The organism is Streptomyces crystallinus (genome assembly GCF_039521265.1).
Classification (GTDB): Bacteria; Actinomycetota; Actinomycetes; order Streptomycetales; family Streptomycetaceae; genus Streptomyces; species Streptomyces crystallinus.
The window spans coordinates 23,539-47,547 of sequence record NZ_BAAACA010000027.1 but is presented as its reverse complement, the minus strand read 5'-3'; the positions used below and the strand labels follow the sequence as shown (position 1 = coordinate 47,547).

General features: G+C 73.7%; 24 protein-coding genes and 1 pseudogene. 17 read left to right on the top strand and 8 right to left on the bottom strand.

What is annotated here, in order from left to right:
* Positions 1–322 (bottom strand): annotated as a pseudogene (locus ABD236_RS21385) (sensor histidine kinase); the annotation flags it as partial.
* 4 nt (positions 323–326) lie between these two features.
* Here ABD236_RS21385 and ABD236_RS21380 point away from each other — a divergent pair.
* Entirely contained in the window at positions 327–1,100 is a 774-nt protein-coding gene (locus ABD236_RS21380; RefSeq protein ID WP_344075545.1) for a hypothetical protein, read from the top strand.
* Entirely contained in the window at positions 1,097–2,287 is a 1,191-nt protein-coding gene (mycP, locus tag ABD236_RS21375; RefSeq protein ID WP_344075543.1) for a type VII secretion-associated serine protease mycosin, read from the top strand. Before ABD236_RS21380 ends, mycP begins: the two co-directional genes overlap by 4 nt.
* A 16-nt stretch (positions 2,288–2,303) precedes the next feature.
* Here the strand turns inward: mycP and ABD236_RS21370 are convergent, their stop codons facing one another.
* Positions 2,304–2,993 carry a serine hydrolase gene (locus ABD236_RS21370; RefSeq protein ID WP_425543921.1) on the bottom strand — a complete coding sequence of 230 codons (690 nt, stop codon included), beginning with the start codon at positions 2,991–2,993 and terminating at the stop codon, positions 2,304–2,306.
* Between the two features lie 62 nt (positions 2,994–3,055).
* Between ABD236_RS21370 and ABD236_RS21365 the strand changes: the two genes are divergently transcribed.
* Positions 3,056–3,793, top strand: a complete 738-nt coding sequence (locus tag ABD236_RS21365) for an SseB family protein (RefSeq protein WP_344075538.1) — start codon at positions 3,056–3,058, stop codon at positions 3,791–3,793.
* An 81-nt stretch (positions 3,794–3,874) separates the two neighbouring features.
* On the opposite strand, the gene ABD236_RS21360 is transcribed toward ABD236_RS21365, so the two are convergent.
* Positions 3,875–4,240 (bottom strand): DUF1844 domain-containing protein, encoded by a 366-nt coding sequence (locus tag ABD236_RS21360; protein ID WP_344075536.1) that lies wholly within the window; start codon positions 4,238–4,240, stop codon positions 3,875–3,877.
* Between the two features lie 339 nt (positions 4,241–4,579).
* Here ABD236_RS21360 and infC point away from each other — a divergent pair, with 339 nt between their 5' ends.
* The 10 genes from infC to ABD236_RS21310 all read left to right on the top strand — a co-directional run bounded on the left by infC (position 4,580) and on the right by ABD236_RS21310 (position 15,674).
* Complete coding sequence (infC, locus tag ABD236_RS21355; protein ID WP_344075534.1) at positions 4,580–5,257, top strand: translation initiation factor IF-3; 678 nt, start codon at positions 4,580–4,582, stop codon at positions 5,255–5,257.
* Positions 5,258–5,357: 100 nt separating this feature from the next.
* Entirely contained in the window at positions 5,358–5,552 is a 195-nt protein-coding gene (rpmI, locus tag ABD236_RS21350; RefSeq protein WP_030754426.1) for a 50S ribosomal protein L35, read from the top strand.
* A 105-nt stretch (positions 5,553–5,657) separates the two neighbouring features.
* Positions 5,658–6,041: a 50S ribosomal protein L20 gene (gene rplT / locus ABD236_RS21345; protein ID WP_003970214.1), complete on the top strand. Its 384-nt coding sequence runs from the start codon at positions 5,658–5,660 to the stop codon at positions 6,039–6,041.
* A gap of 278 nt (positions 6,042–6,319) precedes the next feature.
* Positions 6,320–7,156, top strand: a complete 837-nt coding sequence (locus tag ABD236_RS21340) for a TrmH family RNA methyltransferase (protein ID WP_344075530.1) — start codon at positions 6,320–6,322, stop codon at positions 7,154–7,156.
* An 82-nt stretch (positions 7,157–7,238) separates the two neighbouring features.
* On the top strand, positions 7,239–8,363 hold the full coding sequence (locus tag ABD236_RS21335; protein ID WP_344075528.1) for a sensor histidine kinase: 1,125 nt from the start codon (positions 7,239–7,241) through the stop codon (positions 8,361–8,363).
* Positions 8,364–8,536: 173 nt separating this feature from the next.
* The gene (pheS, locus tag ABD236_RS21330) at positions 8,537–9,658 is read left to right on the top strand and encodes a phenylalanine--tRNA ligase subunit alpha (RefSeq protein ID WP_344075526.1); all 1,122 of its coding nucleotides are present in this window, start codon (positions 8,537–8,539) and stop codon (positions 9,656–9,658) included.
* A complete protein-coding gene (pheT, locus tag ABD236_RS21325; RefSeq protein WP_344075524.1) occupies positions 9,658–12,186 on the top strand; it encodes a phenylalanine--tRNA ligase subunit beta in 2,529 nt (842 codons plus the stop codon). The genes pheS and pheT overlap by 1 nt, the downstream gene beginning before the upstream one ends.
* 238 nt (positions 12,187–12,424) lie before the next feature.
* Positions 12,425–13,492, top strand: coding sequence for a PP2C family protein-serine/threonine phosphatase (locus ABD236_RS21320; protein WP_344075522.1), 1,068 nt, complete (start codon positions 12,425–12,427; stop codon positions 13,490–13,492).
* A gap of 253 nt (positions 13,493–13,745) precedes the next feature.
* Positions 13,746–15,086 carry an NsdA family TPR-like regulatory protein gene (locus ABD236_RS21315; protein ID WP_344075520.1) on the top strand — a complete coding sequence of 447 codons (1,341 nt, stop codon included), beginning with the start codon at positions 13,746–13,748 and terminating at the stop codon, positions 15,084–15,086.
* Positions 15,087–15,137: 51 nt separating this feature from the next.
* A complete protein-coding gene (locus tag ABD236_RS21310) occupies positions 15,138–15,674 on the top strand; it encodes an NUDIX hydrolase (RefSeq protein WP_344075518.1) in 537 nt (178 codons plus the stop codon).
* A 19-nt stretch (positions 15,675–15,693) separates the two neighbouring features.
* Here ABD236_RS21310 and ABD236_RS21305 read toward each other — a convergent pair whose 3' ends face one another.
* Positions 15,694–15,951, bottom strand: a complete 258-nt coding sequence (locus ABD236_RS21305; RefSeq protein ID WP_344075516.1) for a hypothetical protein — start codon at positions 15,949–15,951, stop codon at positions 15,694–15,696.
* 189 nt (positions 15,952–16,140) lie between these two features.
* A complete protein-coding gene (locus ABD236_RS21300; RefSeq protein ID WP_344075514.1) occupies positions 16,141–17,001 on the bottom strand; it encodes a 3-hydroxybutyryl-CoA dehydrogenase in 861 nt (286 codons plus the stop codon).
* A 160-nt stretch (positions 17,002–17,161) separates the two neighbouring features.
* Here ABD236_RS21300 and ABD236_RS21295 point away from each other — a divergent pair, with 160 nt between their 5' ends.
* Complete coding sequence (locus tag ABD236_RS21295) at positions 17,162–18,445, top strand: glycoside hydrolase family 10-like protein (protein ID WP_425543920.1); 1,284 nt, start codon at positions 17,162–17,164, stop codon at positions 18,443–18,445.
* 9 nt (positions 18,446–18,454) lie between these two features.
* Here ABD236_RS21295 and ABD236_RS21290 read toward each other — a convergent pair whose 3' ends face one another.
* Positions 18,455–18,646 carry a DUF1918 domain-containing protein gene (locus tag ABD236_RS21290; protein ID WP_344075512.1) on the bottom strand — a complete coding sequence of 64 codons (192 nt, stop codon included), beginning with the start codon at positions 18,644–18,646 and terminating at the stop codon, positions 18,455–18,457.
* 73 nt (positions 18,647–18,719) lie between these two features.
* The gene (locus ABD236_RS21285) at positions 18,720–19,775 is read right to left on the bottom strand and encodes a DMT family transporter (RefSeq protein WP_344075509.1); all 1,056 of its coding nucleotides are present in this window, start codon (positions 19,773–19,775) and stop codon (positions 18,720–18,722) included.
* Between ABD236_RS21285 and ABD236_RS21280 the strand changes: the two genes are divergently transcribed.
* Positions 19,774–21,207: an aminotransferase-like domain-containing protein gene (locus tag ABD236_RS21280; RefSeq protein WP_344075507.1), complete on the top strand. Its 1,434-nt coding sequence runs from the start codon at positions 19,774–19,776 to the stop codon at positions 21,205–21,207. The genes ABD236_RS21285 and ABD236_RS21280 overlap by 2 nt on opposite strands.
* Positions 21,208–21,339: 132 nt before the next feature.
* Here ABD236_RS21280 and ABD236_RS21275 read toward each other — a convergent pair whose 3' ends face one another.
* Positions 21,340–21,897: a sugar O-acetyltransferase gene (locus ABD236_RS21275; protein WP_344075505.1), complete on the bottom strand. Its 558-nt coding sequence runs from the start codon at positions 21,895–21,897 to the stop codon at positions 21,340–21,342.
* Positions 21,898–22,054: 157 nt separating this feature from the next.
* On the opposite strand from ABD236_RS21275, the gene ABD236_RS21270 reads away from it, so the two are divergent.
* On the top strand, positions 22,055–23,338 hold the full coding sequence (locus ABD236_RS21270; protein WP_344075503.1) for a sensor histidine kinase: 1,284 nt from the start codon (positions 22,055–22,057) through the stop codon (positions 23,336–23,338).
* Complete coding sequence (locus ABD236_RS21265; RefSeq protein WP_344075500.1) at positions 23,335–24,006, top strand: response regulator; 672 nt, start codon at positions 23,335–23,337, stop codon at positions 24,004–24,006. The genes ABD236_RS21270 and ABD236_RS21265 overlap by 4 nt, the downstream gene beginning before the upstream one ends.
* Positions 24,007–24,009: the final 3 nt, after the last annotated feature.

Here is a 24,009-nt window from a genome sequence, read left to right as displayed (position 1 = left end):
CCGCCGCCCCGCTGACGCCGCCCCCGGCGGCGAGGACCGCGCCCGCCGCGCTGGCCCCGTCCCCGGCCGCCGGACGCGCACCCGCCGCGCCCCCCACTCCGCCCCTGGCCGCCGGGCCCGTCCCTGTCGCGCCACCGGCCTCGTTCCCGGCCGCCGGAACGGCACCCGCCGCCCCGCTGACGCCGCCCCCGGCGGCGAGGACCGCGCCCGCCGCGGCACCGGCCCCGTCCCCCGGAACGGCACCCGCCGCCCCGTCGTCGCCCGCGCCCCGGGTGGGCCTGGCGGCGCTGTCGGGGAGTCTGACGTACCCCGTCCCGCCCATACCCGTGGCCGAGGCGCCCGTGCGCGGTCGGCGGCGGGGGCGGGTCGTCGCGGCCGCCGTCTGCCTTGTGCTGGGGATCGGGCTGCTCGGGGGCGCGGCGGCCGGGAGCTGGCTGAGCGGCGGCTCCGGGGGAGCGGACGCCCGGGGCGGATACACCGCCGCCCGCGAGATGTGGCACAGCACCCCCGTGGACACCCTCTTCCCGCCGACCCTCAACGGGAGCGGTGCCGGTCCCGGCGGGGCCGACCGCGTCTGGACCCGCGTCGGGGTCGCGCCCGACTCCGGGTGCGCCGGCGCCCTCGACCCGCTGCTGCTCAAGGCGCTCCAACCGGTCGGCTGCGCCCGCCTGCTGAGGGCCACGTACACCGACGCCACCTCCTCCGCCGTCACCACCGTCGGGCTCGTCTTCACCGAGGCCGACGCCGACGCGATGGCCGCGCTGCGCACCCGGTTCAGCGACGAGTCGCTCGGCGACCGCGACGACCTGATGCCGCGCCCGTACGCCGTCAAGGGCACCCCCGCCGCCCGCTTCGGGGACGGACAGCGGGCGAGCTGGACCGTACGCGTCCTCACCGACGCCCCCGTCGTCGTCACCGCCGTCACCGGCTTCGCGGACGCCCGTACCGTCACCGACCCCCAGCCCGCCGACCGCGCCCTCGACGAGGGGACGACGGACGCACCCGTCGAGGCGGGGCTCACCTACGACGCCAAGGGCATCGCGGACCGCGTGGAGCGGGCCCTGCGCAAGACCGCCACCGGAACGAAGAAGCCGTCATGAGCACCCCACGGGCCACCCTCCGCCGGTACCGCGCCGCCGCCCTGGCCGGCACGGCCGCCCTCGCGCTCCTGCTGCCCGCCGCGCCCGCGCGGGCGGACGCCATCCGGGACCGGCAGTGGGAGCTGGCCGCCATGCACACCCAGCAGGCGTGGCGGACGACCAAGGGCAAGGGCATCACCGTCGCCGTGCTCGACACCGGTGTCGACGCCACCCACCCCGACCTCGCCGGACAGGTCCTCACCGGCAAGGACCTCGTCGGCTTCGGCGCCGGCCGGGGCAGCCGCGACTGGGCCCGGCACGGCACCGCCATGGCCGGGATCATCGCAGGCCACGGACACGGGCCCGGTCGCCAGGACGGCGTCCTCGGCATCGCCCCCGAGGCCAGGATCCTGCCGGTCCGGGTGATCCTCGAATCCTCCGACCCGGCGCGCAAGAAGGCCCGCGAGTCGCGCGGCGGCGCGCTCGCCGAGGGCATCCGCTGGGCCGCCGACCACGGCGCCGACGTCATCAACCTCTCCCTCGGCGACGACAGCGCCTCCGCGCACCCCGAACCGTCGGAGGACGCCGCCATCCAGTACGCCCTCGCCCGCGGCTCCGTCGTCGTCGCCTCCGCGGGCAACGGCGGCGAACAGGGCGACCACGTCTCCTACCCCGCCGCCTACCCGGGCGTCATCGCCGTCGCCGCCGTCGACCGCTACGGCACCCACGCGGCCTTCTCCACCCGCCGCTGGTACGCCACCGTCTCCGCGCCCGGCGTGGACGTGGTGATAGCGGACCCGGACCGCAAGTACTACGAGGGCTGGGGCACCAGCGCGGCCTCCGCCTTCGTCTCCGGGGCCGTCGCCCTGATCCGCGCGGCCCACCCCGGCCTCTCCCCGGCCCAGATCAAGACCCTGCTCGCGGACACCGCCCGCAACGCGCCCCGGGGCGGCCGCGACGACTCGCGCGGCTACGGCAGCGTCGACCCGGCCGCCGCCCTGGCCGAGGGCGCCCGCCTCAAGCCCGAGGTGCGCACCAACACGGCCACCGGCCACGCCCGCACCTACTTCGGCGCCGGCCCCGACAAGGAGAAGGACAGCGGCCACCGCGGCGACTGGCTCGCCGCCCTCGCGGCCGCCGCCGGTGCCCTGCTGCTCGCCGCGTCCCTGACCCTGTGGCGCGGCAGCCGCAGGACCGAACACGCCTGACCCCGCCGTACGGCCCTCACCGGCCCGCGCCCACCGCCGCCCGGGCCGCCTCCTCCACCGCCGCCACCCCCGCCTCCATCGACCCGTGGCCGTCCGACAGCACCGCCACCAGGTAGCTACGCCCATCGGCGGCGGTCACCCGGCCGATGCTGTTGACCACCCACAGCCCCGTCGCGCTCCGCGGCAGCCAGCCGTTCTTCAGGGCCCAGCCGGTGCCCGCCGCCGACACCCCCCAGTCCTGCCCGGCCACCGCGCGGCCCATCAGGGCGCCCATGTACGCCCGCGAGCCCTCGTCCAGTACCGACCGCTCCCCGAACACCGCCCGCAGCAGCGCCAGCCGGTCCCGTACGGTCGTCCGGGTCAGCCCCCAGGCCGTCGCGCCGGCCGTCTCCGTCAGCCCCAGCCGCGCGTTCGCCGCGTCCAGCCCGGCCGCGCCGCCGATCATCCGCCACAGCGCGGTCGCCGCGTCGTTGTCGCTGCGCTCGATCATGTCCGCCGCGAGCGCCCGCTCCTCGCCGGTCAGGCCGCGGCCCGCGTCCTGGGCCCGCAGCAGCAGGGCCGCGAGGATGTCCACCTTGACGACGCTGGCCGTGGCGTACGTACGCCCCTCGCCCCCGTACACCGCCTCCCCGCCGCCCGCGAGGCCGCACACGCCCACCGACAGCGAGCCCTGGGCCCGCCCCACCACCGCCGCTTCCGGATCCACGCTCACGACGTTACGGTCCGGGCGCCCGCCGGGCCGGTGCGCGGCCCGGTTAGGCTCGTGCCGTGGCGCTCAAGAACATCCCGGACCCCGGTTTCTCCGACGACGACGGCACCGCCGACCCCGAACTCACGGCGGCGCTCGCCGCCTGGGCCGAGGACCGGGGGAGCGGCGCGGCCCGGTCCCGGGTGCTGGCCGCGCTCAAGGAGGCCCGGCTGCTCGTCCCCGTCGTCGCCGTGCTCGGCGAGGTGGAGACCGACGAGAACGGGCTGCGCCGCGAGAAGACCAGCGACATGGCCGTGCCCACGCTCACCGCGGGCGACCGCAAGGCGCTGCCCGCCTTCACCTCGCTCGCCTCGCTCGCCCTGTGGGACCCCGAGGCCCGGCCGGTCGCCGTACCGCTGCACCAGGCGCTCCAGGCGGCCGCGCACGAGCGCGCCGACACGGTCGTCCTCGATCTGGCCGGGCCCGTCCCGTACGAGCTGACGGGCGGCGCGCTGCTCGCCCTGGCCGAGGGGCGCACCAGCGCGGACCCGCTCGACGACCCGGCGGTCGTCGCGGCCGTGCGCACGGCGGTCGCCGCCGAGCCCGCCGTGCTCCGCGCCCACCTCGGCCCCGGCGCCGCCGACGGCACGCTCGCCCTGGTGCTGGCCGAGGGCGCGGTGCCCGCCGACATCGCCCGCCGGGTCGCCGGGCTGCTCGCCGCCGACGAGGTGCTGCGGGCCCGGCTGGTGCGCGGCCTCGACCTCGCCCTGCTCCCGGCCGGGGCCCCGCAGCCGAACGAGCCGCTGTTCACCCGCTGAGCACGGCCACCGGCCGACCTACGAAGAGCGCCCCCGGTGTCGAACCGGGGGCGCTTCACTTCGTACGGGAGCGTGCGGTGACTAGCCGTACACCGGGCCGGTGTACTTCTCGCCCGGGCCCTTGCCCGGCTCGTCCGGGACGAGGGAGGCCTCGCGGAAGGCGAGCTGGAGGGACTTCAGGCCGTCGCGCAGCGGGGCGGCGTGGAAGGAGCTGATCTCGGTGGTGCTGGCGTCCAGCAGACCGGCCAGAGCGTGCACCAGCTTGCGGGCCTCGTCCAGGTCCTTGTGCTCGTCGCCCTCCTCCGTCAGCCCGAGCTTCACCGCGGCGGCGCTCATCAGGTTCACGGCGACCGTGACGATCACCTCGACGGCCGGGACCTCGGCGATGTCGCGGGTCATGGTGTCGAAGTCGGTGGTCTCGGGGGACTGGGGGGAGGTCTCACTCATGCCCCACACGATAGGCGCTCGGCCGGTGTGCGCACGATTGGCCCCCGTGCCGGTGTGCTGCTAACCTTGTGTAACGACCGGCCAGGCACTCCCATGTGCCCGGCCCACAAGTGGAGGCTCCGATCTCCCACCCGACCACCCTCCGGGGCGGCGGGTCACCCGGTCAGACGGTAGCCATCGTTCCGTACGGACGATGGAGCCGTCCGATGCGCGCCCCGCGGTTGATCGCGGCGGTGCTCCGGTTGCCATGGAGCCCCGCCTGTGTCCCGTCCGGGGCATTTTTCATGTGCCGCGATGGTTGGTCCCGAGTGAAAGTACGCGCTTGTCTGCCAGACAGGCGTGTGGTGCTACCGAGGAGGATCCATCAGCGCCGAGCCCCGCATCAACGACCGGATTCGCGTTCCCGAAGTGCGACTTGTCGGTCCCAGCGGCGAGCAGGTCGGGATTGTTCCGCTTGCCAAGGCCCTGGAGCTCGCACAGGAGTACGACCTGGACCTGGTCGAGGTCGCGGCGAACGCCCGTCCGCCCGTGTGCAAGCTCATGGACTACGGGAAGTTCAAGTACGAGTCGGCCATGAAGGCCCGTGAGGCGCGCAAGAACCAGGCGCACACGGTCATCAAGGAGATGAAGCTCCGGCCGAAGATCGACCCGCACGACTATGACACCAAGAAGGGTCACGTCGTCCGGTTCCTCAAGCAGGGCGACAAGGTCAAGATCACGATCATGTTCCGTGGTCGCGAGCAGTCCCGGCCGGAGCTCGGCTACCGACTGCTGCAGCGTCTCGCGGAGGACGTCCAGGACCTCGGTTTCGTCGAGTCGAACCCGAAGCAGGACGGCCGGAACATGATCATGGTCCTCGGTCCGCACAAGAAGAAGACCGAGGCGATGGCCGAGGCCCGCGAGGCGCAGGCCGCCCGCAAGGCGGAGCGCCAGGGTCAGCCCGCTGACGCCGAAGCCGAGGACTCCGTCGAGGAGCCCGTCGTCGAGGCGTCGGCCGAGGAACCCGCCGAGGCCTGATTCCCGGGCAGCCAGCCCAGGACTACCGATACACATGACGCTCCCGCGCGCCGGTCTCCGGACCGGCTGGGAGCGCCACTGACGAGGAGATAACGGCGCTATGCCGAAGAACAAGTCGCACAGCGGTGCCAGCAAGCGCTTCAAGATCACCGGCTCCGGCAAGGTGCTCCGTGAGCGTGCCGGCAAGCGCCACCTGCTTGAGCACAAGTCGTCCAAGCTGACGCGTCGCCTCACCGGCAACGCCGAGATGGCCCCGGGCGACGCCAAGAAGATCAAGAAGCTTCTCGGCAAGTGACGTTCCTCCGCTCCCGGTGACCGGGGGCGGAACGTCGAGACCGGGACCTATTCGAATTCGGGCCGTGTGATTACCCACCACGGCCCCGCTACAAGGAGTTAACAAGTGGCACGCGTCAAGCGGGCAGTCAACGCCCACAAGAAGCGCCGGGCGATCCTCGAGGCGGCCTCCGGCTACCGCGGTCAGCGTTCGCGTCTGTACCGCAAGGCCAAGGAGCAGGTCACCCACTCGCTGGTCTACAACTACAACGACCGCAAGAAGCGCAAGGGCGACTTCCGTCAGCTGTGGATCCAGCGCATCAACGCCGCTGCCCGCCAGAACGGCATGACGTACAACCGCCTCATCCAGGGTCTGAAGGCCGCCAACATCGAGGTGGACCGCAAGATCCTCGCGGAGCTGGCCGTCAACGACGCCAACGCGTTCGCCGCGCTCGTCGAGGTGGCCCAGAAGGCGCTGCCGAGCGACGTCAACGCCCCGAAGGCCGCGTAAGCGCCTGACGGCTTGTCGAGCCGGAACCGGACCCGCAGGCCTTTGGCCTGCGGGTCCGTGCGTTCCGGGCTCCGCCCCGGGTCCCGTTTCCGTCTGCGGACCGTGGTGGGTTGCTCGCGCAGTTCCCCGCGCCCCTGAGATGCGCCCCTGCGGGACGCCCCAGGGGATTGCCGCGCAGCGGCATCCATAGGGGCGCGGGGAACTGCGCGACCAGCCGGCCACGGCCCGCAGACGAACACCGGGCCCAAGAAGACGCCCCCCTCGTAGAGAGACCCCACATGCCCTCGCCCGAGCTGATCTCCCCCCGTTCTCCCCGCGTCACCGCCGCGAAGCGGCTCGCGCGGCGCAACTTCCGGGGCAAGGAGCGGCTGTTCATCGCCGAGGGGCCGCAGGCCGTTCGGGAGGCCGTGGAGCACCGGGCCGACGGGGAGGCGACGCTCACCGAGCTGTTCACCACCGTCGAGGCCGCCGAGCGGTACGCGGACATCGTGGCCGCCGCACGGGCGGCCGGGGCCCGGGTGCACTACGCGGACGACGAGGTGCTCGCCGAGGTCTCCCAGACCGTCACCCCGCAGGGCCTGGTCGGCGTCTGCCGCTTCCTGGACTCGCCGTTCGAGGAGATCCTCAAGGCCCGCCCCAAGCTCGTCGCCGTCCTCGCGCACGTCCGCGACCCCGGCAACGCGGGCACCGTACTGCGCTGCGCGGACGCCGCCGGCGCCGACGCGGTCGTCCTCACCGACGCCTCCGTCGACCTGTACAACCCCAAGTCGGTGCGCGCCTCGGTCGGTTCGCTCTTCCATCTGCCGGTCGCCGTCGGCGTCCCGGTGGAGCAGGCCGTACGGGGGCTGCGGGACGCCGGTGTGCGCATCCTGGCCGCCGACGGGGCGGGCCGCGACGACCTCGACGACGAGCTCGACGCGGGCACCATGGGCGGCCCCACCGCATGGATCTTCGGCAACGAGGCCTGGGGCCTGCCGGAGGAGACCCGGGCGCTGGCGGACGCCGTGGTGCGCGTCCCGATCCACGGCAAGGCCGAGAGCCTCAACCTGGCGACCGCCGCCGCGGTGTGCCTGTACGCCTCGGCGCGGGCCCAGCGCACCCGTACACCTCGCTGAGGGGGTCCGCACCGTCACCTCCAGCTAGTAGTGTGGCGGGCTCGGGGGCCCACTGTGTGCTTCGGAGAGGTGGGATACGGGGATGGCTGTCGGCGTGAGGACCATCGGCGAGAATGCCCTGGCGCGCCCATCCGGTGGCCGGGACGCCCTCGGGATAGACCCCGAGGACCTGCCCGACGGTCTCGTCGTCGCCGACGAGGAGGGCCGGGTCATCTGCTTCAACGCGGCCGCCGCCCGGATCACCGCCGTCCCCCGCCACGAGGCGCTCGGCGTCGAGCTGGAGCACGCCCTGCCGCTCGAGGACCTCAAGGGCCGCCGCTGGTGGCAGCTGACCGACCCGTACGGCGGACTCGCCATCCGCGTCGGCCAGCCCGAACGCAATCTGCTGCTGCCCGGCGGACGCGAGGTGCTGGTCTCCGCGCGGTACGTGCGCGAGCACCCCACCGGCCCGGTGCGCCGGGTCGTGGTGAGCCTGCGCTCCACCGAGGCGCGGCGGCGCACCGAGCGCTCGCACGCCGAGCTGATCGCCACCGTCGCCCATGAGCTGCGCTCCCCGCTGACCAGCGTCAAGGGGTTCACCGCGACGCTGCTCGCCAAGTGGGAGCGGTTCACCGACGACCAGAAGCGGCTGATGCTGGAGACCGTCGACGCCGACGCCAACCGCGTCACCCGGCTGATCGCCGAGCTCCTGGACATCTCCCGGATCGACTCGGGCCGCCTGGAGGTGCGCCGCCAGCCGGTGGACATAGCGGCCGCCGTCGGCCGCCACATCCAGGCCCATGTGGCCGCCGGGCAGGCCCCCGACCGCTTCCTCGTCCGCATCCAGCGCCCGCTGCCCGATCTGTGGGCGGATCCGGACAAGATCGACCAGGTCCTGGGCAACCTGCTGGAAAACGCGGTGCGCCACGGCGAGGGAACCGTCACCATCGAGGTGGCAACCGCGCCCGTCCGCATCGACGAGCACGACGAGAAGGGAACGGCCGTCACCGTGAGCGACGAAGGCCCCGGCATCCCCGAGGAGTCGATGGGCCGCGTCTTCACCCGCTTCTGGCGGGGCAGCAAACGCGGCGGCACCGGACTCGGCCTCTATATCGTCAAGGGCATCGTGGAGGCGCACGGCGGCACCATCGCGGTGGGCCGCGGCTCCGGCGGCGGCGCCGAGTTCCGATTTATCCTGCCCGTCGGCGCCCCGGCCTACCTCCAGTAGGGACCGCCGGGCGGCCCACGGGCGCATGCGCATTCCCGCACCCCGTTAGACTCGACCTTTGGCGCGTTCGTGTCTCAGCCATCGCGCGGCACATCGCGAGGCGAAGTCGCGCGGCCGAGTCGCTGTCGCGGTGGCGGGACCCCCAGCCAAGCCAATCGGAAGTACGGGAAGAGATGTCGGCACCCAATAAGTCGTACGACCCTGTTGAGGTCGAGGCACTGAAACCGGAAGAGATCGAGCGCATGCGGGACGAGGCGCTCGCCGCCTTCGCCGCCGCCGGTGATCTCGACGCGCTCGCACACGCGAAGACCGCGCACGCCGGTGGCACCTCGCCCCTGTCGCTCGCCAACCGGGAGATCGGCGCCCTGCCGCCGCAGGCCAAGGCCGAGGCGGGCAAGCGCGTGGGCATGGCCCGCGGCGCCGTGAACAAGGCGCTGGCCGCCCGCCAGGCCGAGCTGGAGGCCGAGCGCGACGCGCGCGTCCTGGTCGAGGAGGCGGTGGACGTCTCGCTGCCGTACGACCGCGTACCGGCCGGCGCCCGCCACCCGCTCACCACGCTCTCCGAGCGCATCGAGGACATCTTCGTGGCCATGGGCTACGAGGTGGCCGAGGGCCCGCAGGTCGAGGCCGAGTGGTTCAACTTCGACGCGCTCAACATCGGCCCGGACCACCCGGCCCGCGGTGAGGCCGACACCTTCTTCGTGCAGGCCGCCGACGGCACGGCGAACTCCGGCACGGTGCTGCGCACGCACACCTCCCCGGTGCAGATCCGCTCGCTGATCGACCGCGAGCCGCCGGTCTACGTGATCTGCCCCGGCCGGGTCTTCCGCACGGACGAGCTGGACGCCACGCACACCCCCGTCTTCAACCAGGTCGAGCTGCTCGCCGTCGACGAGGGCCTGACCATGGCGGACCTCAAGGGCACCCTGGACCACATGGTCCAGTCGCTCTTCGGACAGGACATGAAGACCCGGCTGCGGCCGAACTTCTTCCCGTTCACCGAGCCGTCCGCCGAGATGGACATGGTCTGCTACGTCTGCCGCGGCGAGTCCGTCGGCAACCCCGACCGCCCCTGCCGCACCTGCTCCAGCGAGGGCTGGATCGAGCTCGGCGGCTGCGGCATGGTCAACCCGAAGGTGCTCGTCGCCTGCGGTGTCGACCCCGAGAAGTACAGCGGATTCGCCTTCGGCTTCGGCATCGAACGCCTGCTGATGTTCCGCCACAACGTCGAAGACATGCGAGACATGGTCGAGGGTGACGTCCGGTTCACCCGGCCGTTCGGGATGGAGATCTGATGCGGGTCCCGCTTTCTTGGCTGCGGGAGTACGTCGACCTGCCGGCGACGGAGACCGGCCGTGACGTCCAGGCCAAGCTCGTCTCCGCCGGCCTCGAGGTCGAGACCGTCGAGCAGCTCGGCGCCGGCCTCAAGGGCCCCCTGGTCGTCGGCCAGGTGCTGACCATCGAGGAGCTGGAGGGCTTCAAGAAGCCCATCCGCTTCTGCACGGTCGACGTCGGCAGCGCCAACGGCACCGGCGAGCCGCAGGAGATCGTCTGCGGCGCGCGCAACTTCCAGGTCGGCGACAAGGTCGTCGTGGTGCTCCCCGGCGCCGTGCTGCCCGGCGACTTCGCCATCGCCGCGCGCCAGACGTACGGCAGGACCTCGCACGGCATGATCTGCTCCGGCGACGAGCTGGGCATGGGCGACGACGGCAGCGGCGGCATCATCGTCCTGCCGCCCGAGCACGAGGCCGGCACCGACGCCATCGAGCTCCTGGAGCTCGTCGACGAGGTCCTGGACATCGCGGTGACCGCCAACCGCGGCGACTGCCTGTCCATGCGCGGGGTGGCCCGCGAGACCGCCATCGCGTACGGCCTGCCGCTGCGCGACCCGGCGCTGCTCGACGTGCCCGCGCCCAACTCGTACGGCTACCAGGTGAAGATCGCCGACCCGATCGGCTGCGACCGCTTCACCGCGCGCACCGTGGTCGGCCTCGACCCCGAGGCCCGCTCCCCGATCTGGCTCCAGCGCCGTCTGCAGAAGGCCGGCATGCGGCCGATCTCGCTCGCCGTCGACGTCACCAACTACGTGATGATCGAGCTCGGCCAGCCGCTGCACGCCTACGACCGCTCGCTGGTCGACGGTCCGATCGGGGTGCGCCGCGCCGAGGCCGGCGAGGTGCTCACCACGCTCGACGGCGCCAAGCGCAAGCTGGACGCCGCCGACCTGGTCATCACCGACAACCGGGGCCCGATCGGCCTGGCCGGGGTGATGGGCGGCGCCAACACGGAGATCGCCGACTCGGTCACCGACCCCGAGACCGGGCAGGTCCGGGGCACCACCGAGGTGGTCATCGAGGCCGCGCACTTCGACCCGGTCGCCATCGCCCGTACCGCGCGCCGCCACAAGCTGACCTCCGAGGCGTCCAAGCGCTTCGAGCGCGGTGTCGACCCGCAGGCCGCCTCGGCGGCCGCCCAGCGGACCGTCGACCTGCTGGTGCTGCTCGCGGGCGGCACCGCCGAGGCCGGTGTCACCGAGGTCATCGCGCCGTCCGCGCCGCGCACCATCGCGGTCGCCGCCGACCACCCGGACAAGGTGGCGGGCGTCGAGTACGGCCGCGAGACGGTCGTGCGCCGCCTCCAGGAGATCGGCTGCGACGTCTACGGGCAGGACGAGCTCGTGGTCACCGTGCCCTCCTGGCGCCCCGACCTCACCGAGCCGAACGACCTCGCCGAGGAGGTCATCCGGCTGGAGGGGTACGAGAACCTCCCCTCCACCCTGCCGAAGCCGCCCGCCGGCCGCGGTCTGACCGAGCGGCAGCGGCTGCACCGCCGGGTGGGCCGCGCGCTCGCCGGGGCCGGCTACGTGGAGGCGCCGAACTACCCGTTCGTCTCCGAGCAGGTCTTCGACCAGCTGGGCCTGGAGGCCGGCGACCCGGCCCGCCGCGTCGTGAAGCTGGTCAACCCGCTCAACGACGAGGAGCCGGCGCTGCGCACCACGCTGCTGCCGGGCCTGCTCACCGCGCTGCGCCGCAACGATGGCCGCGGCAGCCACGACCTGGCGCTCTTCGAGACCGGTCTGGTCTTCCAGCCCGGCGAGCAGCAGGGCGTCGCCGTCCGGCTGCCCGTCGACCGCCGCCCCACCGACGAGGAGATCGCCGCGCTCGACGCCGTGCTGCCCGCGCAGCCCCGGCACGCGGCCGTGGTCATCGCCGGTGCGCGCGAGCAGGCCGGCTGGTGGGGCAAGGGCCGCCCGGCGAACTGGGCCGACGCGGTCGAGGCCGCCCGGACCCTGGCCCGCGAGGCCGGCGCCGAACTCATCGTCCAGCAGGGCCAGTACGGGCCGTGGCACCCCGGCCGCTGCGCCGAGCTCGCCGTCGTCGTCGACAGCGAGATCGTCGTCATCGGCCACGCGGGCGAGCTGCACCCGCGGGTGGTCAAGGCGCTGAGCCTGCCCGAGCGCACCTGCGCCATGGAGCTCGACCTGGACGTGCTGGCGAAGGCGGGGGAGGGCACCCTGTGGGCGCCGCGCATCTCCACCTTCCCGGTGGCCACCCAGGACGTGGCGCTGGTCGTCGACAACGAGGTCCCGGCCGCCGTGGTCGAGTACTTCCTGCGCGGCGGCGCCGGTGAACTGCTGGAGTCCATCCGGCTGTTCGACGTCTACACCGGCGAGCAGCTCGGCGAGGGCAAGAAGTCGCTGGCGTACGCGCTGCGCTTCCGCGCCCCCGACCGCACGCTGACCGTCGAGGAGGCCTCGGCCGCCCGCGACGCGGCGGTGGCCCTGGCCGCCGAGCGCACGGGCGCGGTGCTGCGCGGGGCGTAACTCCCCGCGGCACGACCACGGAAGGGCGCATCCGGATCCCCGGATGCGCCCTTCCGCCCTTCCCGCCCCTGCCCGAAGCGCCCCCTCCGGGAACCCCACCCTCCTCACTCGTTCGGGTGAGAACGGGGAGCGAGGTACGCAAAAAGGGGCGGACCGCAGAAAGAATCAATCCGGCCGTGATGGCCGGTGCAGGGGTGACAGGCGCAGGGGAGCGCAGAGGCCTAGGGGGGCCGACGGCATGATCCGTACCAGGAGTTGGCCGGCGGTCTGTGCGCGGGCCCTCGGGACGGGCCGGGGTCTCGCTCTGGCCCTGCCCCTTCTCTGGCTGGCCCTGGTCGTCGTCTGGCAGCTGACCTGCCCGCTCGCCACCGACGAGTCCATGGGCCTGCGGATCGCCACCTGCGCGGCCTTCCTGATCGCGGTGGCCTGTCTGGTGCACGGCGTACGGCTGGGCGCGGCGCGGGAGCTGCGGCAGGTCCAGGAGGTCGCCGACGCCGCCCAGCGGGTCCTGCTGCGCCCGCCGCCGCCCCGCGTCGACGGGCTCGCGGTGGCCGCCGGGCAGCTCTGCGCGGGCGAGGGCGCGGTGGTCGGCGGCGATCTGTACGAGGTGATCGCCACGCCGTACGGGGTGCGGGTCGTCATGGGCGATGTGCGCGGCCACGGCCTCGGCTCGCTCGGCGCGGTCGCGGCGCTGCTCGGCAGCTTCCGGGAGGCCGCGCACGACGAGCCGGACCTGGCCGGTGTGCTGCGGCGGCTGGACCGGGCGCTGCAACGGCATCTGCGCGAGCGGGCCCGCGCCGAGCACCCGGCCTGCTGCCCGGGCGAGCCGGAGAGTCCGCTCGCCGAGGAGTTCGTCACCGTACTGCTCCTGGAGATCCGCGCCGACGGGCTGGTGCTCGCCCTCAACTGCGGCCACCCCTGGCCCTATCGGCTGTGCGGCGGCGCCGAGGCGCTGCTGCCCGGCGACCCGCTGCCGCCGCTCGGCTCCTTCCCGCTCCCCGCCGAACTGCCGCTGCACCGCTGCACCCGGCTGCTGCCGGGCGAGGCGCTCTGTGTGCACACGGACGGCGCCGAGGACGCCAGGGACCGCTCCGGGCGGTTCTTCCGGCTGCAGGAAGTACTCGCCCGGGCGGCCCTTGACACCCCGCTGTCCCCCGCAGCAGTGGTCCACTGCGTACAGCGGGAGCTGTTGCGACACACCGGCGGACGGCTCGCCGACGACGTGGCGCTGATGGTGCTGCGCAACGACCGGGTGCGCGTGCCCGCGCGTCCCGGAGCCGTTCGGACCGCGCAGGCACGGCACTGAGGCGCGGTGTGCGCCGTCGGCCCTGCCGCGGAGTGACGGGCAGTTCGGCAGGACCGGCGGCGCCGGGAGCGGGCCGCCGCACTGTACGAGGGGGAGCCGGCGGCCCGGCACGCCTCTGTGGAGAGGCAGTTCAGTCAATCGGCAGCGGTCGCGCCGCGGCAGAGTGCGCGGCGCATAAATGCGAGCACTCCCTTCACACCCCGTGTGAACGCGCCTCGTCTACGCTGGGCGCACCGAGCCAACGGAGGGCCTGATGCAGCCCAATACCCTGCTCGACGCGCTGGTCGACGAGGCCGGCATCTCGAACGCCGGGCTCGCGGCCCATGTGAACCAGGCCGGCCGCGCCAGAGGCCTGGCACTGAAGTACGAACACACCGCGGTGGCCCGGTGGTTGAAGGGCCAGCGGCCGCGCGGCCAGGTGCCGGACCTGATCTGCGAGGTGCTCGCGGTGCGGCTGCACCGGCCGGTCACCCTCGACGACATCGGGCTCGGAGTGCCGGGCGAGCCGGCCGCGCCGGTGGGCTCGCCGCTCGCCGGGTTCGTCGAGCGCGCCACCGCGCTGTGGCGCTCCGACGAGCAGCAGCGCCCGCACATACTGGGCGCTCCCGCCGTCACCGGCACCCCGGCCGTGATGCCGGTGTGGGAGTGGGAGAACCCGCCGGAGGACACCGATGTGTCCCGGCACGGCCAGACCGCGGTGAGCGAGAGCGACATCGAGACGCTGCGGGCGGCCCGCGCGCACTACGAGCTGATGTACCGCAAGGCGGGCGGCATCGCCACCCGCTCGCGCATCGTGGGCTTCCTCAACTCCGAGACGGCGCCGCTGCTGCGCGGCTGCTACACCGACGCGACCGGCCGTCAGCTGCACCGGGCGACCGGGGGCCTGGTCGCGATCGCCGGGATCTGCGCGTACGACTCCAACGCCCAGGGGCTGGCCCAGCGCTACTTCCACCAGGCGCTGCGCCTCGCGAAGGCGAGCGGGGACCGGGGGCTCGGCGCCTATGTGATCGCGCTGCTGGTCAACCAGTCGCTGTTCATGCGCGACTACCGCCAGGCGGTCGCCTTCGCGGAGGCGGCGCTACGGGCGGCGGGCCACCAGCTCACCCCCGCGCTGGCCGCCGATCTGCACGCGATGCAGGCCAAGGCGTACGCGCACCTCGGCGACGGGCGCAGCGCGCTCGGCGCGGTGCGCGGCGCCGAGCGCGCTGCCGAGCGGATCCGGCCGAAGAACGAACCCGCCGAGACCGGCTACGTCCAGCCGGGCCTGGTCAACGTCCAGGTGGCGGAGGCCCTGCTGCGGCTCGGCGATCTGCCGGCCGCGCGCGAGCAGGCGGGACTGGCGGCGCACGCCCCCTCGCACGACCGGGGCAGGGTGCACCGCCTGGCGATGCTCGCGCAGATCGAGCTCCGGCAGGGCGAGGCGGACCGGGCCGTCGCGACGGCGGTCGAGATGGCCGAGCGGGCCCGGGGGATGGAGTCGCAGCGGTTGCGCGACCGGCTGCGCGTCGTACGCGAGCATCTGGTCGAGAGCGGTTGCGCCGGCGCCGACGAAGCCGCCGAGCTGATCGACGGGGCACTGCGCGTTCCCCTGTGAGCGCGTGCCTGCTGCGATATTGCCATCCTCTTGTCGGAAGGTGGCAAAAACGTGCAGTGGACGAACCTGAGTGAACAAACTGTCTATGAGAACCGCTGGTTCCGCGTCAATCTCGCCGATGTCGTCCTCCCGGACGGACGGCATCTGGACCACTTCCTGATCAGGCTGCGCCCGGTCGCCGTGGCGACCGCCGTCAACGAGGCCAACGAGGTGCTGCTGCTGTGGCGGCACCGCTTCATCACCGACAGCTGGGGCTGGGAGCTGGCCGCCGGAGTCGTCGAGGACGGCGAGGACATCGCGGACGCCGCCGCCCGCGAGATGGAGGAGGAGACGGGGTGGCGGCCGGGCCCGCTGCGCCATCTCCTCACCGTCGAGCCCGCCAACGGGCTCATCGACGCCCGGCACCACCTCTACTGGTCGGAGTCGGCCGAGTACATCGGCCACCCCGAGGACGACTTCGAGTCGTCGCGGCGCGAGTGGATACCGCTCAAGCTGGTACCCGACATGATCGCCCGAGGCGAGGTCCCGGCCGCCAACATGGCGGCCGGACTCCTGCTCCTGCACCATCTGCGGCTCGGCGACGGCTAGTCCACGGTTCGCACCGAGCTCACCGCCCCAGCGCCTGCCAGATCGCCACGGTCAGCGCGCCCAGGGCGGTGAGCACCGTGAGCGCGGGCAGCGGCCACCTCGTGTGCTCCAGGGACGCCACCCGCACGCCCAGCTCGGTCAGCTCGCGTTCGCTCTGGTCGTCGCGGTGGGTGAGCAGCGTCAGCTGCCCGTCTATGCGGGCCAGGCCCACTTCCAGGGAACGGCGTAACTCGAACAGTTCGTCGACGGCCATCGGTAGGCCGGGGTCGCTCGGCACGGCGAGGCTCCTTCGTCGTTGTGGCTGATCGCCATTGACTTTTCGCCAAGGAGTCAACTCGCCTTGCCCCAGGGGCGGGAGAGTGTGCGAAGAGCATATGCGGGCTCGCCGCGCACACCCGGTGTGAACGCGGCGGGCCCGGCCCTCACAGAGAGGAGCCGGGCCCGGCGACAGAAGTGCTCGACGTGCTCAGGCGTACGTGTAGAACCCGGAGCCGGTCTTGCGGCCCAGGCGGCCCGCGTCCACCATGCGCTGCAACAGCGGCGGCGCCGCGTACAGCGGCTCCTTGAACTCGTCGTACATCGAGTCCGCCACCGAGGCGACCGTGTCCAGGCCGATGAGGTCGGACAGCTTGAGCGGGCCCATCGGGTGGGCGCAGCCCAGCTCCATGCCGTTGTCGATGTCCTCGCGGCTGGCGATGCCCGACTCGAACATCCGGATCGCGGAGAGCAGATACGGGATGAGGAGGGCGTTGACCACGAAGCCCGAGCGGTCCTGGGCGCGGATCGCGTGCTTGCCGAGGACCTTCTCCACCATGGCCTGGGCCCGGCTGAGGGTGCCCTCGGAGGTGGTGAGGGCCGGGATCAGCTCGACGAGCTTCTGCACCGGGGCCGGGTTGAAGAAGTGGATGCCGATGACCTGGTCTGGCCGGGAGGTCGCGACCGCGAGCTTCACCAGCGGGATGGAGGAGGTGTTGGAGGCCAGGATCGCGTCCGGGCGGGTCACCACCTGGTCGAGGACCTGGAAGATCTCGGTCTTGACCTGCTCGTTCTCGACGACGGCCTCGATGACCAGATCGCGGTCGGCGAACTCGCCGAGGTCGGTGGTGAAGCTGAGGCGGGCGAGCGTCGCGTCCCGCTCCTCCTCGGTGATCTTGCCGCGCTCGGCGGCCTTCGAAAGGGAGTTGTGCAGCCGGGTACGGCCGATCTCCAGGGCCTCGCCGGTGGTCTCGGCGACCTTCACGTCCAGGCCGCTGCGGGCGCAGACCTCCGCGATGCCGGCCCCCATCTGGCCGCAGCCCACCACTCCGACGCGTTCGATGTCGGTCACATCGTGCCTTTCGCTACAGAAAAGTCCTGGCGGGTCCCCCGTGTGATTCCGGCGCCCGTCCCGGCCCACGACGTTACTCCGCGCCTGCGTGTGGATCACGGGGTGGGGCGGGCATGCTGTGCGCAACACCGGACATTCGAGGCGACGAGGGGGTCATCAAGTGGGACGGATCACTCGGCGGGGACTGCTGGCCGCACCATTGGCGGCCGGCACGGCCGGCGCGATGAACGGGCTGGTCACAGCGGGTGCGGCCGGAGCCGCGGAGGGTGCGCCCGGGGCCCTGGCGACGCCCGGTCCGGGCCGCCCGTGGAACCCGCCGCGACCGCTGGAGTTCCGCGGCACCTGGCTCGCCACGGTGTCCAACCTCGACTGGCCCTCACAACCAGGTCTGCCCCCGGAGAGACAGCAGGCGGAGCTGCTGGCCCACCTCGACCGGGCCGCCGCCCTGCGCCTGAACGTGGTGGCGCTCCAGGTCCGCCCCACCGCCGACGCCCTGTGGGCCTCGCCGTACGAGCCGTGGAGCCAGTACCTGAGCGGTGTCCAGGGCCAGGACCCGGGCTGGGACCCGCTGGGCACGGCGGTCCGCGAGGCCCACCGGCGCGGCCTCGAACTGCACGCCTGGTTCAACCCGTACCGGGTGGCCAACCACACCGACCCCAGCAGACTGGTGCCGACCCACCCCGCGCGGCTGCACCCCGACTGGGTCGTGGCGTACGGCGGAAAGCTCTACTACAACCCGGGGATCCCCGAGGTCCGCCACTTCGTGCAGGACGCGATGCTGGACGCGGTCGCGCGCTACGACGTGGACGCGGTGCACTGGGACGACTACTTCTATCCGTACCCGGTGGCCGGGCAGGCCTTCGCGGACGACGACGCCTACGCCCGGTACGGCGCCGGCTTCCCCGACCGGGCCGCCTGGCGCCGCGACAACATCGACAGGCTGGTACGCGAGACGGCGGCCCGGATCAAGCAGACTGCCAGACGGGTGAAGTTCGGGATCAGTCCCTTCGCGGTCTGGCGCAACGCCGCCACCGACCCGCTCGGCTCGCCCACCACGGCCGGTGTGCAGACCTATGACGACCTGCACGCGGACACCCGCAAGTGGGTGCGCGAGCACTGGATCGACTACATCTGCCCGCAGGTGTACTGGAACATCGGCTTCCAGGCCGCCGACTACGCCAAGCTCGTGCCCTGGTGGGACGCGGTCGCCCGGGGCAGCGGCACCCAGCTGATCATCGGCGAGGCCCTCTACAAGGCGGGCAACCCGGCCCAGCCCCCGGCCTGGCAGGACCCGGCCGAGCTGTCCCGCCACCTCACGCTCGCACGGAAGTACCCCTCCGTGCGCGGCCACTGCTTCTTCTCGGCGAAGGACGTGGCCGAGGACCGGATCGGCGCGATGGCCCGGGTGGTCGCGGACCACTACCCGGGCCGGGTGCGGCCGTGACGCCGCCGCCTAGTCGTCCGTGACGTGCTTGACGACGGTGTCGGGACCCGGGGACATCAGGGTCTCGTGCCCGTCGTCGAAGCGGACCCGGTACGGCGGGGTCCCGTCGGGACCCAGCACCTCGATGACTTCCGCGCTCCGGTCGTGCTGTCCGACGGTTCTGCCGTGCACCAGCAGCCGGTCGCCCACGCTCGCTCGCATGGCCCCCATTCTAGGGCGCAGAGCCCGGGTTGGGCCCTGCGAGCGGGCCGCCGGTGGTCCGGCCGGGGCGGTTTCAGGCCGCCGCGCGCTGGGTCACCGCGATACAGACGAGCACGCCCGCGGCGGCCAGCGGGGCGGCGGGGGAGAGGTGCTCGCCGAGCAGCAGCACCGCCCAGACCAGGGTGAGCAGCGGCTGCGCCAGCTGGAGCTGGCTGGCCCGGGGCACCCCGATCACGGCCATACCGCGGTACCAGACGTACAGCCCGAAGAACTGCGACCCGGCCGCCACCCACAGCACGCCGAGGACGCCGTGCGCGCCGAGGTGGACCGGTTCGGCGGCGAGCGCGACCGCCGAGCCGAGCGCGGCGAGCGGCAGGGTGAGGATCAGCGCCCAGCCGATCACCTGCCACCCCGGCATCACCCGGGCCAGCCGCCCGCCCTCGGTGTACCCGGCGGCGCAGACGAGGAGCGCCGCGAAGAGGTAGAGGTCGCCGGTGGAGAGGGCGCCGCCGCTCTGCTGCACGGTGAAGGCGACCACCACCCCGGCCCCGGCCAGCGCCGCCGTCCAGAAGGCGCGCGACGGGCGGCGGCCGGTCCGCAGCGCGGAGAGCGCGGCCGTGGTCAGCGGCAGCAGGCCCACCACGACCGCCGCGTGGGAGGTCGTGGAGGTCCGCAGGGCGAGGGTGGTCAGCAGCGGGAAGCCGACCACGGTCCCGGCCGCGACCACGGCGAGCCCGGCCCAGTGCCGCCGCTCGGGCAGCTTCACCCGGCCCACCAGCAGGAAGGCGCCCGCGATCAGCCCGGCGAGCAGACTGCGCACGGCGACCAGCGACCACGGGCCGAAGCTCTCCAGGCCCCAGGCGGTGGCGGGGAAGGTCAGCGAGAAGGCGACGACACCGAGCCCGGCGAGGAGCGCGCCCTGCCGGGAGGCGGCGGGCGCGAGCGGCCCGGCGGCCGTGGCGCGGGCGGACGTCGTACGTGCGGATGTCGTACGGCCGGTTGTCGTACGGGTAGGCGCCGTCCGGACGTCCGTCTCACGGCCCGGTGCCTCACGGCCCGGTGCCGTACGGGTCGGGGAGTCCTCGACCGCTATCGTCGTCCGGGTAGTAGCGCTATCCTGTGCTGTCATGCAAGAGCGTAGCAGTGTGGCCGAGCTGGCGACCATCCTCAAAGGGGAGCTCAACCGCTACTCCGTAGGAGGAAAGCTGCCGTCGAGCAGGGCGCTGGTCGAGCAGTACCGCGTCTCGCCGGTGACCGTGTCGCGGGCGCTGGCCCGGCTCGCCGCCGAAGGCCTCGTGGTCACCCGGCCCGGCGCGGGCGCCTTCCGCGCCGAGCCCCGTACGCCCGCCGCCCGCCCCGGCGACACCTCCTGGCAGGAGGTCTCGCTCAGCGCCGACGGCGCCACCGAGGCCGTGCCGCGCGCGGTCGACGCCTCCGGGGTCCTCGCCACCCTCGCCGCGCCCCCGACCGGGGTGATCGAGTTCAACGGCGGCTACCTCGCGCCCGCCCTCCAGCCGGAGCGCGCGATGGCCGCCGCCCTGGCCCGGGCCGGCCGCCGCCCCGGCGCCTGGGGGCGCCCGCCCACCGACGGGCTGACCGAACTGCGCGACTGGTTCGCGCGCGAGATCGGCGGCACGGTCACCGCCGCCGAGGTGCTGGTCTGCGCCGGCGGCCAGTCCGCCCTCACCACGGCGCTGCGCGCGCTCGCGGCGCCCGGCGCGCCGGTCCTGGTGGAGTCGCCGACCTACCCCGGCATGCTCGCGGTGGCCCGCGCCTCCGGGCTGCGGCCGGTGCCGGTCCCGGCCGACACCGACGGGGTGCGCCCGGACCTGCTCGCGGCCGCCTTCCGGGCCACCGGTGCCCGCGTCCTGGTCAGCCAGCCGCTCTTCCAGAACCCGACGGGCGCGGTGCTCTCCCCGGCCCGGCGGGCCCAGGTGCTCGGGGTGGCGCGGGAGTTCGGGGCGTTCGTCGTCGAGGACGACTTCGCCCGGCTGCTCGTCCACGCGGACGCCGGCCCGCTGCCCGCGCCGCTGGCCGCCGACGACCCGGACGGCGTGGTCGTCCACGTCCGCTCGCTCACCAAGGTGACCTCGCCCAGTCTGCGCGTCGGCGCGCTGGCCGCGCGCGGCCCGGTCCTGGAACGGCTGCGCGCGATCCAGGTCGTCGACAGCTTCTTCGTACCGCGCCCGCTCCAGGAGACGGCCCTGGAGCTGGTCGGCTCCCCGGCCTGGCCCCGCCATCTGCGGTCGGTCTCCCAGGAGCTCGGGGACCGCCGGCAGGCCATGGCGACCGCCCTGGCCCGCCACCTGCCCGAACTGGACGTGCCGCATCTGCCCCGGGGCGGCTACCACCTTTGGCTGCGGCTGCCGGACGGCACGCCGGAGGGCGCGGTCGCCGCGGCGGCCCTGCGCGCCGGGGTCGCCGTCGCGCCCGGCCGCCCGTACTTCAGCGCCGAGCCGCCCGCCGCGCACCTGCGGCTGTGCTTCGCGGGCGTCGCGGGGCGGGCGGAGATCGAGGAGGGGGTGCGGAGGCTGCGCGTGGCGTGCGACGAGGTGGGGTGACCGGTGCCCGGGCTTTGTCTGCGGGTGTGTGGGTGGTTGCTCGCGCAGTTCCCCGCGCCCCTAAACCCGTTCTCGTCTGCGGGTTGTGGTCGCTTCTCGCGCAGTTCCCCGCGCCCCTGAGCGGGTGGGGCTCTACCCGAGTTGTCGGGTCGCCCTTGCCGGGTTGCCCACTGCCAGGACCCCGTTCGGGAGGTCGCGGGTGACCACTGAACCCGCTCCCACCACCGTGTTCGCCCCGATGCTCACCCCGGGGCAGACGATCACCCCGCCGCCCAGCCACACGTTGTCCCCGATCGTCACCGGCTCCGCCTTCTCCCAGCCCTGGCGGCGGCGGTCGGCGTCCAGTTCGTGGGTGGGGGTGAGGAGTTGGACGTTCGGGCCGATCTGGACGTCCCTGCCGACGGTGATCCGGCCGGTGTCCAGGAAGACCGCGCCGAAGTTCACGAACGTACCGGCGCCGATGCTGATGTTGTAGCCGAAGTCGCAGTGGAACGGCGGTCGCACCCGTACGGTCTCGTCGACCTCGCCCAGCAGCTCGGACAGCAGCTTGTGCCGTTCGGCGGAAGGGGCGCCGCCCGCCGCGTTGTAGGCGGCGCAGCGCGCGATCCGGCGTTCGGTGTCGGCGGCCAGCTCGGGGTCGTCGGGCAGATACCACTCACCGGCCAGCATGAGCCGCTTGTTCTCCCCCACGGGAGCCTCCTCGTCCTGATGATCCGCACCCCTACCCGTAGTACCTGAGAGCTACGCGGAAGGCCCCTCCCCGGTCCGATGCGGGCCACGGCCCGTGATCCATACCTTCGGTGCTGCCGCCTGCCTAGGGTGAGCGGGATCGACAGGGGAGGGTCGGGTGGACGTGGAACGGCTGGTGGCGGGCGTACGGGCGGGGGCGCTCGGGGTGCGCCGGGAGCTGTGGACGGTGGCGCGGGATCCGCTGCCGCGCGGTGTGCTCGGCTGGCTGCCGCACGTCCACGCGGCGCTGTTCGCGCTCGGCGTGGGGATCGCCGCCGGGGCCGAGTCCACCAGCGCGGCGGGGTCGGCCGGGGCGGCCGTCGCGGTGTGCGCGGTGGCGCAGGCGGGGGCCGTCGTCATGGCGCTCTCCCGGCCGGTGCCCGCCTGGTGGCTCTCCACGGCCGCGATGTTCGTCTCCGGGGAGCTCGTGGACACCACCGCCGGCCCGGACCGGGCGTGGCCGTGGGGCGTGGGCGGCATCGCGCTGCACACCCTGGTGCTGCTGCTCCTCTCGCTGCGGGTCCGCCCCGTGGCCGCGGCCACCGCCCTGGCCGTCACCGTCGGGTCCGGGCTGCTCGGCCTCGCCCTGTCGGACCGCGGCCACAACGAGGTCGTCGGCCGGGCCGCCGTGGCCTTCGCGACCGCCGTGGCGGTGGGGGCCTCGCAGCGCGTCAGCCGGGTGGCCCGCTCCCGCCTCGCTGAGCAGGAGGGGCTCACCGCCGAGGAGCGGGCCCGGCGCACCCTCCTGGAGGAGCGCGGCCGGATCGCCCGCGAGCTGCACGACGTGGTCGCCCACCACATGTCGGTGATCTCCATCCAGGCCCAGGTGGCCCCGCACCTGGTGACCGACCCGACCCCGGAGCTCACCGAGAACCTGGCGGGCATCCGCGAGAACGCCGTCCAGGCGCTCACCGAGCTGCGCCGGGTGCTGGGCGTGCTGCGCTCGGCGGACCCGGGGGCCGAGGGCTCCCGGCACGCCCCGCAGCCCACCCTCGACCGGCTCGGCGAGCTGCTCGACAACGTGCGCGGCGCCGGCCTGGAGGTCACCGCCGAGACCGTCGGCGAGCCGCGCCCGCTCTCCCCGGGCGTCGGGCTCTCGGCCTTCCGCATCGTCCAGGAGGCGCTGAGCAACGCGATGCGGCACGCGCCCGGGGCGGCCGTGCGCGTGGCGATCGGCTACCAGTCGGCCACGCTCACCGTCCGCGTCACCAACTCCCCGCCCACCAGGGCCGCCGCGCCCTCGCCCGGTACCGGCCACGGCCTGCTCGGGATGCGGGAGCGGGCTGCGATGCTGGGCGGTGAACTGGCCACCGGGCCGACCCCGGAGGGCGGTTACGAAGTCACCGCGCTCCTGCCCACGGGCCGCACCGCCGCCGTCGACGCCACCGAGGACACCCCATGACCACCATCCGCGTGCTGATCGCCGACGACCAGGTGATGGTCCGCCAGGGACTGGCGGTGCTGCTCGACGCCGAACCCGGCCTCGAGGTGGTCGGCCAGGCGGTGGACGGCCTGGACGCGGTGGCCAAGGTCGCCGAGCTCGGCCCGGACGTGGTCCTGATGGACGTCCGGATGCCCGGCCTCGGCGGCATCGAGGCCACCCGCCGTGTCACCGGGGCCGCCGGCGCCACGGTCAGGGTCCTCATCCTGACCACCTTCGACCTGGACGAGTACGTGTACGAGGCGCTGCGCGCGGGCGCCTCCGGCTTCCTCCTGAAAGACGCCTCCGCCGCCGAACTCGCCCACGCGGTCCGGGTGGTGGCGGCCGGTGACGCCCTGCTCTCGCCCGGCGTCACCAAGCGCCTGATCGCCGAGTTCTCCCGTACGGCGGGCCCGCCCCGCGCCCCGCTCAAGGACCGCGTCGCCACCCTGACCGAGCGCGAGACGGAGGTCCTGTCCCTGATCGCCCAGGGTCTGTCCAACGCGGAGATAGCCGCCGGCCTCCTGCTGGCCGAGCAGACGGTGAAGACCCACGTCAGCCGCATCCTGATGAAACTCGCCCTGCGCGACCGCACCCAGGCCGCGGTCTTCGCGTACGAGACGGGGCTGGTGCGGCCGAAGGGGTACTGAGGG